The sequence below is a fragment of the Actinomycetospora sp. genome (assembly GCF_055612215.1).
The window spans coordinates 1-8,860 of record NZ_JBVPVA010000782.1 but is presented as its reverse complement, the minus strand read 5'-3'; the positions used below and the strand labels follow the sequence as shown (position 1 = coordinate 8,860).

Annotated in this window: 8 protein-coding genes; 2 read left to right on the top strand and 6 right to left on the bottom strand. The window is 72.9% G+C overall.

All coding sequences use genetic code 11. The features are described from left to right. Positions 1–364: 364 nt before the first annotated feature. The 4 genes from AC0CYZ_RS21430 to mshA all read right to left on the bottom strand — a co-directional run bounded on the left by AC0CYZ_RS21430 (position 365) and on the right by mshA (position 4,807). Positions 365–844 carry a hypothetical protein gene (locus AC0CYZ_RS21430; protein ID WP_472219040.1) on the bottom strand — a complete coding sequence of 160 codons (480 nt, stop codon included), beginning with the start codon at positions 842–844 and terminating at the stop codon, positions 365–367. Positions 845–1,295: 451 nt separating this feature from the next. After that, positions 1,296–2,882 carry an AMP-binding protein gene (locus AC0CYZ_RS21425; protein ID WP_472219039.1) on the bottom strand — a complete coding sequence of 529 codons (1,587 nt, stop codon included), beginning with the start codon at positions 2,880–2,882 and terminating at the stop codon, positions 1,296–1,298. Between the two features lie 123 nt (positions 2,883–3,005). Next, on the bottom strand, positions 3,006–3,509 hold the full coding sequence (locus AC0CYZ_RS21420; protein WP_472219037.1) for a type III secretion system chaperone family protein: 504 nt from the start codon (positions 3,507–3,509) through the stop codon (positions 3,006–3,008). Further along, positions 3,506–4,807 (bottom strand): D-inositol-3-phosphate glycosyltransferase, encoded by a 1,302-nt coding sequence (mshA, locus tag AC0CYZ_RS21415; protein ID WP_472219035.1) that lies wholly within the window; start codon positions 4,805–4,807, stop codon positions 3,506–3,508. The genes AC0CYZ_RS21420 and mshA overlap by 4 nt, the downstream gene beginning before the upstream one ends. Before the next feature lie 178 nt (positions 4,808–4,985). Here mshA and AC0CYZ_RS21410 point away from each other — a divergent pair, with 178 nt between their 5' ends. Then, a complete protein-coding gene (locus tag AC0CYZ_RS21410) occupies positions 4,986–5,750 on the top strand; it encodes an SDR family NAD(P)-dependent oxidoreductase (RefSeq protein ID WP_472219033.1) in 765 nt (254 codons plus the stop codon). A gap of 64 nt (positions 5,751–5,814) precedes the next feature. Here the strand turns inward: AC0CYZ_RS21410 and AC0CYZ_RS21405 are convergent, their stop codons facing one another. Then, positions 5,815–6,987, bottom strand: a complete 1,173-nt coding sequence (locus tag AC0CYZ_RS21405) for a L,D-transpeptidase (RefSeq protein WP_472219031.1) — start codon at positions 6,985–6,987, stop codon at positions 5,815–5,817. Positions 6,988–7,103: 116 nt separating this feature from the next. Continuing rightward, entirely contained in the window at positions 7,104–8,216 is a 1,113-nt protein-coding gene (locus AC0CYZ_RS21400) for a UDP-N-acetylmuramate dehydrogenase (protein WP_472219029.1), read from the bottom strand. A gap of 25 nt (positions 8,217–8,241) precedes the next feature. Here AC0CYZ_RS21400 and AC0CYZ_RS21395 point away from each other — a divergent pair, with 25 nt between their 5' ends. Continuing rightward, on the top strand, positions 8,242–8,742 hold the full coding sequence (locus AC0CYZ_RS21395; RefSeq protein ID WP_472219027.1) for a DUF2505 domain-containing protein: 501 nt from the start codon (positions 8,242–8,244) through the stop codon (positions 8,740–8,742). The last annotated feature ends 118 nt before the right edge of the window (positions 8,743–8,860 follow it).

The window sequence follows — 8,860 nt, the reverse complement described above, 5'->3', positions numbered from 1 at the left end:
GGAGCCGATCGACAGGACCGAGCCGCGACACCCGATGCAGAGCACCGAGCCCTCGGACCAGAGCGAGAGGACGCTGTCGGAGTCACCGCCGCTGTTGCTCACGTCCGAGATGGTGCCGGGTCGCCGCGGACCAGGCCAGCGGCCCGACGCGGGAGCCTGCTCCCGCGCACGGAGGTCCTTGCGCAGGGTCTTGAACGACCTTGGTTCGCAGCGGTTCCACCAAGAAGTACAGGCGACGGACATCGCAGTGACGGGCGGTCCGTTCCCTGGTGGTTCCGCGTTCCGCGTCAGACGGCAGCAGGACCGCACCTGCTACCGATTCGGCGTGGACCTGGCCGCGGCCCTCGGGGTCTCGAGGGAGCGGTCAGCGGTCCTCGTTGGCGGGAGCGCTCGGTTCGGAGACGAAGTTGGCGCTCCCGAGGAGGATGAACTCGGCCATGCCGGCGAGGGCTACGGCCGCGGCCAGGAGCGCTCCCGGCATGTTGACCGCCCACGCGCCAACTGGGTAGTAAACGGCTCCTGCGACGAACAGTGCCGCGAAGCTGATCGCCTTCACGACGGCCACCCGTCGCAGTGCCAACTTGTTCGGCAGGGCCAGCAGCATCGCCATGGCGGCGACGCCCAGAGCGGTGAACTGCGGGAGGCCGAGGGTGAAGCCGGCGACGGTCGCGGTCTCAGCGGTGCTGCCGAGGACAGCGATGATCCCGACCGCGCTGAGGGCGCCGATGAGGGCGCTCTCACCGACCATGGCGAGCCAGGTCCGTCGGAAGAGCCGGGACGACTCCTCCTCCAGGTGCGCCTTGGTGATCTCCAGAATCCTCGAAGGCGACGTTGCGCTCGTCATCAGCTTCTCCCTTCTCATTGCCGCGTGCTCTTTGTAGCAATTTTACTTGAAGCAACAACCTATGGCAGCTGATTGTCTGCCGTCTCACCCTCGCCGCCTCGACGCGTGCCGCTTCGGGGCCTCTCCCTCGGCGGCGCGGGCGCTGCCCTGCCGGACCGGTCGTGCGGGTGCAAGCGCCCCGCTCCTCGATGGCTGGCGTGGTGCTGGTTGGTGGGCGCTTGCGGCTGTGCGGGCGGTCTGGCAGCCCTCGGGCGCGCCGTCGTGGATGAGGCCCCACTGCTCCGGCGCCAGGCGGTGGCTCGGCGGTGAGGCTTGATCGACTATGCAAGATCCGGTCCGTGCCACTGGATTCCGCCCCAGAACGACGCAGCGCCCCAACGCCTACGGAGACCTCACAACGGACATTCGCCGTTGCTGCAAGTCAGAGGCGTTGTGGCGCTGGTCAGCGACCTTAGGCCGACGCGGTCTCGCGGGCACGGAGGTCCTTGCGCAGGATCTTCCCGGACCCGGACTTCGGGATCTCGTCGATGAACTCCACGACCCGCACCTTCTTGTGCGGCGCGATCCGCTCGGCCACGAACGACATGACCTCGTCCTCGGAGATCTCCGCGCCCTGCTGCTTGACCACGAACGCCTTCGGGATCTCCTCGCCGTCGGAGTCCTTGACCCCGATGACGGCGGCGTCGGCGATCGAGTCGTTGGCGAGCAGCAGGGCCTCGAGCTCGGCCGGCGGCACCTGGTAGCCCTTGTACTTGATGAGCTCCTTGACGCGGTCGACGATGTAGAAGACGCCCTCGTCGGTCACCGTCGCGACGTCGCCGGTGTGCAGGAAGCCGTCCTCGTCCAGCGTCGAGGACGTCGCCTCGGCGTTGTTGAGGTACTCGCGCATGACGTTCGGGCCGCGCACCCACAGCTCGCCGCGCGAGCCCTCCTCGCCGGTCTCCGGGTCGACCAGCTTGCACTCGACGTTCGGCAGCGCGAGGCCGATCGAGGACAGGTCGATCTCGGGGCGGTCGTCGGGCATGCAGTGGCTGACCGGCGACAGCTCGGTCATGCCGTAGCCCTGCAGCACCGTGCAGTTGAGGCGCTTGCCCATGGCGTGGCCGAGCTCGGCGTCCAGGGCCGCCGCGCCCGAGAAGACGATGTCGACGCAGTCGATGTCGTACTGCTCGACCATCGGGTGCTTGGCCAGGGCCACCGCGATCGGCGGAGCGACGTAGACCCGGTCGACCTGGTACTCCGAGATGATCCGCAGGAACTCCGCGAGGTCGAACTTCGGCATCGTCACGACCGTCGCCCGCGCGTGGATGCCCTGGTTCATCATGCAGGTCATGCCGTAGATGTGGAAGAACGGGAGAACCGCGAGGATCTTCGTCGACGACGTCACGTGCGTGCCGACCGCCTGGACCTGCAGCAGGTTGGCGACGAGGTTGCGGTGCGTCAGCACGACGCCCTTGGCCCGCCCGGTGGTGCCCGAGGAGTAGGGCAGGGCCGCCACGTCATCGCCGGTCACCTCGACCGTGGGGCGCTCGGCGGTCGTCGTGAGCAGGTCCGCGAGGGTGTTCTCGGGCATCGGGGTCGACGCCTCGTCGCGGGCGTCGTCGAGCAGGACCACCTCGGTGACGGCGAGGCCCTCCTCGCGCAGCGCGGCGCGGGCGCGGTCGAGGAACGCGGAGACCGTGACGAGGACCTTCGCGCCGGAGTCGCGCAGCTGGAAGGCGAGCTCGTCGGGGGTGTAGAGCGCGTTGACCGTCGAGACGGCGACGCCGGCCGCCAGACCGCCGTGGAAGACCACCGGGTAGTACGGGTTGTTGGGTGCGAACAGGGCGATGACGTCGCCCTTGCCCAGCCCGCGCTCGCCGAGCGCCGCGGCGAAGCGGTCGACACCGTCCGCCAGCTCGGCGAAGGTCATCTGCGCCCCGGTGGACCCGTCGATCACGGCGATCGAGTCAGCGTGGTCGGTGATGTCGGAGAACAGGAACTCGGGCAGCCCGACGTCGGGGATGTCGAGGTCGGCGAAGGGGCTGCGCACGGTCATACAGGGTCTCCTCGATGAGCCAGGACACGCGCACCGCAGGGGGTGTCGGTGCGCTGGGTCACGCCAACCTACCCGCCCGTACGCGGCCGGTCATGCCGAGCGGATCGCCCGCACGGGCCGGGATCAGCCCTCGTCGGAACCGGACACCAGGTGCGAGAACGCCCGCAGGTTCGCCAGCGACTCGCCGCGCGACTCGCGCCAGGCCCACTCACGGCGGATCGACGAGGCGAAGCCCAGCTCGAGGAGCACGTTGAAGTCGCCGTCGGCGGCGTCGAGGACCTGGCCGAGGACGCGGTCGAGCTCGTCGTCGGTGATCGCGTGCAGCGCGACCCGCCCGACGAGGTGGATGTCGCCCACGTCGTCGAGCGTGTAGTGCACGCCGTAGAGCCGGGAGTTGCGCTGCAGGAGCCAGCGGTAGACGCCCTCGTGGTTCTCGTCCGGGCGCCGGCAGACGAACGCCTCGACGAGCAGGGCGTGCGGGGTGAGCACCAGCCAACAGTTGGTCTGGAGCTTCTTCGTCCCGGGCAGCGTCACGAAGAACGAGCCCGCGTCGCGGCGCTCGTAGGCGAGCTCGCGCTCGTCGAGGGCCGCGACCACGACCTCCTCGAGACCGGCGAGGTCGGTCACACCGCCACCCCCTGCAGCGTCGCGCCGGCCCGGCGGGCGGCCATGGCCTCGGCGTAGGTGGCCAGCAGGGCGTCCGCCGTGCGGTCCCAGGAGAACACCGTCGCGTGCTCGACGGCACCGGCCGCGAGCCGGCCCCGCAACCGGCGGTCCAGCGCCGCGCGTTCGAGGGCGTCGGCCCACGACGACGGCGCGTGGTCGGCGACGAGCAGGCCCGACCGGCCGTCAGCGACCGCCACCGGCAGGCCCCCGACGGCGGCCGCCACCACCGGCGTCCCGCACGCCTGCGCCTCCAGCGCGACGAGGCCGAACGACTCGGAGTGACTGGGGACCGCGACGACGTCGGCCGCGCGGTAGACCTCGGCGAGCGCCGCACCGGAGCGCGGGGCGAGGAAGCGCACGACGTCGGCGATCCCGAGGTCCGCGGCGAGCCCGGCGAGGGCGCGCGGGCGGTCGAGACCCGACCCCGACGGGCCGCCGACGACGAGGACCCGCAGCCGGCCGCGGAGCTCCGGGCGCCGGGCGATCATCTCGGCGGCGGCGCGCAGCAGCACGTCGGGAGCCTTGAGCGGCTGGATGCGCCCGACGAAGGCGAGCACGACGTCGTCGTCGGAGATCGCGACGCCGGCCTCGCGGGCCAGCCGGGTGCGGGCGAGGCCCCGGTCGAGGTCCGGGGTGAAGGTCTCCAGGTCGACGCCGGGCGCGACGGTCCGCACGGCGTCGGGGTCCGCCCCGTACTGGGCGACGAGCGCCTCGGCCTCGGCCGGCGTCGAGGCCACGAGACGGTCGGCCACGGCGACCACCTGCTCCTCGCCGACCACCCGCGGCAGCGGCTCGGGGCGGTCGCCCGCGGCGAGCGAGGCGTTCTTGACCTTGGCCAGGGTGTGGGCGGTGTGCACGAGCGGGACGCCCCAGCGGTCGCGCACGAGCCACCCGACCTGGCCGGAGAGCCAGTAGTGGCTGTGGACGACGTCGAACCACCCGGGCTCCTGCGCGGCCTCGTCGCGCAGCACCCCCGCCGTGAACGCGCACAGCTGGCTGGGCAGGTCCTCCTTGCCGAGTCCGCCGAACGGGCCGGCGACGACGTGGTGGACGAGGACGCCCGGCGCGAGCTCGGCGACCGGGGGCAGGTCCGACGACGTCTGGCGGGTGAAGATCTCGACCTCGACGCCGCGGCGCGCCATCTCGAGGGCCGTCTGCACGATGTAGACGTTCATGCCGCCCGCGTCCCCGGTGCCCGGTTGGGCGAGCGGGGAGGTGTGCACCGAGAGCACCGCGACCCGGCGGGGGGCGCGGCGCACCGGGGAGGGCGGGCGCGCCCGGAGCGAGGGTCCCGGGGATCCGCCTCCGTCCGGCCGGGCCCTCCCGCGTGCGGTGGGTGAGCCGTCCGTCGCCGTCCTCGCCGCCGGAATCACGGTCGTCAGCTTAGGCACGGACGACGGCGGCGTCCGCCCGGAGCGGGCTCTAGGGTGGCGACCCGTGACCTCACCCACCCCCGCCTCCGACCGTCCGGTCGCGGTCGTCACGGGAGCCAGCTCCGGGATCGGCGCCGCGACCGCGCGGGCCCTGGCCGCCGACGGCTGGCACCCCGTGCTCGGCGCCCGGCGCCTCGACCGCCTCCGCGAGCTCGCCGACGAGACCGGCGGCACCGCCCTGCCCCTCGACGTCACCGACGCGGCGTCGGTCGAGACGTTCGTGCAGCGGGTGCGCGACCTGGGCAACGTGCGTGCCCTGGTCAACAACGCCGGCGGCGCGAAGGGCACCGAGACGGTCATGGAGGCCGACGAGGACCACTGGCGCTGGATGTGGGAGTCCAACGTCCTCGGCACGATGCGGGTGACCAAGGCGCTGCTGCCCTCGCTGATCGCCTCCGGCGACGGGCACGTCGTCACGATCACCTCGATCGCGGGGCTGGAGACCTACGACGGCGGGTCGGGCTACACCGCCGCCAAGCACGCCGAGGGCGCGCTGCACCGCACGCTGCGCGGGGAGCTGCTGGGCCAGCCGGTGCGGCTGACCGAGATCGCGCCGGGCGCCGTCGAGACCGAGTTCTCGCTGGTGCGCTTCGGCGGCGACGCCGAGCGGGCGGACAAGGTCTACGCCGGGATCACCCCGCTGACGGCCGACGACGTGGCCGCCACCGTCGCGTTCGTCATGAGCCGCCCGAGCCACGTCAACATCGACACCGTCGTGATGAAGCCGCGGGACCAGGCGAGCGGGATGCGGTTCCATAGGTGGGCGTAGCCCTCGTGAGCAGTAATCCGCCCTATGACACGGGAAAGTGCTCACGAGGCCGAAGGCCACCTACCTATAGGGCCGACTGCCCCTTCCACGTCGACCACGGCACCGTCCAGTCGTAGACGTCGCCGTCGCGCGCGGAGAGCTGGATCGGGGTGCCGGTGACCTCGACGGGGTCGCCGTACATCGCGGTGTCGTAGTAGGCCTTGGCGTCGTCGATCGAGAGGTTCACGCAGCCGTGCGTGACGTTGCTCGAGCCCTGCGCGGCGGCCGACTTGGGGTTGGCGTGGATGAACTCGCCGTTGTTGCTCATCCGCACGGCCCACTGCTCGACGGCGTCGTAGTCGTACTGGCGGCTGACCATCCGCTTGTCGGTGAACTTCTCGGTGACGACGTGGATGCCCGAGCGCGTGGTCCGGTTCGGGTCGGCGTCGACGCCGTAGGAGGCGGGCAGGTCCATGACCTGCGCCCCATCGCGGAGCACGATCATCCGGAAGCTGTTCACGTCGGCCTTGACGATCTGCGAGCGCCCGATCGTGAAGTGCGAGCTCACGTCCTCGCGCCCGAACGCCCCGCCGCCGAGGTCGACCCCGAGCAGCGTCGCGGTCACGGTGACCTTCGTGCCGGACGCCCAGTACTCCTTGGGCCGCCAGTGGACCCGCGACCCGCCGTCCTGGTCCGGGAGCCAGGCCCACGAGCCCTCGGTGGGCGTCGAGGTCTGCACCGCGAGCGCGCGCTCCGCCGTGGCGCGGTCGGCGACGTGGCCGTCGAACTGGAGCTCGATCGGCGCGGCGACGCCGACGGTGCGGCCGTCGCCGATGTTGAGCGTGGCCTCGAGCTGGGCCCGCGGCGCGACGGTGCGCAGCGTGCCGCCCAGGGGGCTCGAGTGCCCGTCCGCGGCGGTCGCCGTGCCGCTCCAGGCGTACGTGGTGGCGTAGGCCAGCGGCGCGGAGGCCGTCCAGCGCTTCCCGTCCGGGGCGAGCGCGCCCGCCACGGGCGCGCCGCCGGCCGGCGTCAGGGCGACCCCGGACAACCGGCCGTCGGGCAGGGAGACCGACACCGGCGTCGTCGGGGTCACCTCCGTGGCGTTCGCGGCGGGCGCGTAGACGACGGGCACCGGCGGCGCCGGCGGCGGGGCTCCCCCCGCGCCCTGGCCGCCCCCCGAACAGGCCGCCACCAGGGCCAGGACCGCGACGACGAGGGCCGGCAGCACCCGCCCGACCGACTTCTCCGTCGTCCTCATCCGTCCCCGCTCCGCCGTACCAGGTCCCCCGGATGACACAACGACGCCGACCCGAACCCCGTCACTGGTGTGTCCCACGTCGCGGACGAATCACCTGACGGCGTGCGCTCGCCCGTTCAGTCCAGCGCGCACCCGACGAGCACAGGCTCCGGCACGAGACGCACCCCGAAGGCCTCCTCGACGCGGCCGCGGACGTCCCGGGCGAGGGCCAGCAGCTCCGCCGTCGTCCCGCCGCCACGGTTGGTCAGCGCGAGCGTGTGACGGGTGGAGACCCGGACCCCGGCGTCGGGGCCGGGGTGCCCGCGCGGGACCCCGGCACGCTCGATGAGCGCGGCGGCGGAGAGCTTCACCCGGCCGTCGGCGGTCGGCCAGGCCGTAACGGGGCGCTGGTCGGCGGCGGCGGCGCGGCGCGCGACCTCGTCGGCGACGGCGGGCGCGACGACCGGGTTGGTGAAGAAGGAGCCGGCGCTCCACGTGTCGTGGTCGGCCTCGTCGAGGACCATGCCCTTGCCGCGGCGCAGGCCGAGGACGGCCGCCCGGACGTCGGCCAGCGGCGCGCGCTCGCCGGGCTCCACCCCGAGGGTGCGGGCCAGCTCGGCGTAGCGGATCGGCGCGGAGAGGCCGTCGGTGGTCAGCCGGAAGCGGACGGCCAGCACGACCTCGCGGGCCCCGCCACCGTCCCCCGTCGCCCCACCGTGCTTGAGCCGACTCGTCCGGTAGTCCAGCCCGAGGTCGGCGGCCGGGACGGTGACGACCTCGTCGGTGGCGCGGTCGTGGAGGGTCACGTCGACGAGCAGGTCGGCGATCTCGACGCCGTAGGCCCCGACGTTCTGTACCGGGGTCGCGCCCGCGCAGCCGGGGATGCCCGACAGGCACTCGAGCCCGCCGAGACCCGCGTCCACCGTCGCGGCGACCAGCTCGTCCCAGTCCTGCCCGGCCTCGACGCACAGCAGCGCCTCGCCGTCGTGCCGCTCGACGGTGTGCCCGCGGGACTCCAGGTGGACCACCGTGCCGTCGAACCCGTCGTCGCCGACCACGAGGTTCGAGCCGCCGCCGACGACGAGCAGCCGCTCACCGGCCGCGTCCGCCGCCCGGACCGCCGCGACGATCTCCTCGGCGGTCCCGGCGCGGACGAGTCGGCGCGCCGGCCCGCCAAGGCGCAGCGTCGTCAGGGCGGCGAGCGGGGTCGCGGAGGGCGACGGCGCGAGCCTCGTGGTCGGGCTGGACACGCCCACGACGGTAGCCTCCTGACTCGTGGCCCAGACGATCTCCCACCGTGCCGGCTGGGATGCCGACGCCGAGTCCGTGTACCGCGTGCTGGTCGACGCCGACCATCTCGAGGCACGGCTGAAGGAACTCGGAGGGAAGGATCCGGCGCTGCTCGAGCGCACCGTCGACGACTCCGGCGCGCGCCTCAAGCTCCGGCACTCCGTGGACGTGCAGTTCCTGCCGTCGGTCATGCGGAAGTTCACCGGCGGCGACCTGGTGCTCGACCGGGTCGAGACCTGGACCCCGGAGGCCGGCGGCGGTTACCGGGGCACGTTCGAGGTGACCGTGCGCGGGCTGCCCGGCAAGCTGACCGGCCGCCAGTCGCTGCACGACGTCGAGGGTGGCTCGGAGAGCACGGTCGACGGCAGCGCCGAGGTGCCGGTGCCGTTCGTGGCCGGGAAGATCGAGTCGGTCGTCAACGAGCAGGTCGGCGCGCTGCTCGACGCCGAGGACGAGTTCACGCGCCGGTGGATGGCCGAGCACTGAGGAGCTAGGTCGTCCGCACGCCCCGCGACGCCCCGGCGTGCGCCACCCGCTCGGCCGGCACCGCCCCCAGGCGGCCCTTCTGGAAGTCGCGGAACGCGTCCATGACCTCCTCGCGGGT

What these genes read in the sequence shown, in the direction of transcription:
- AC0CYZ_RS21405 (WP_472219031.1), bottom strand. Translation starts at nt 6,987, where the DNA reads ATGAGGACGACGGAGAAGTCGGTCGGGCGGGTGCTGCCGGCCCTCGTC.
- AC0CYZ_RS21430 (WP_472219040.1), bottom strand. Translation starts at nt 844, where the DNA reads ATGACGAGCGCAACGTCGCCTTCGAGGATTCTGGAGATCACCAAGGCG.
- AC0CYZ_RS21425 (WP_472219039.1), bottom strand. Translation starts at nt 2,882, where the DNA reads ATGACCGTGCGCAGCCCCTTCGCCGACCTCGACATCCCCGACGTCGGG.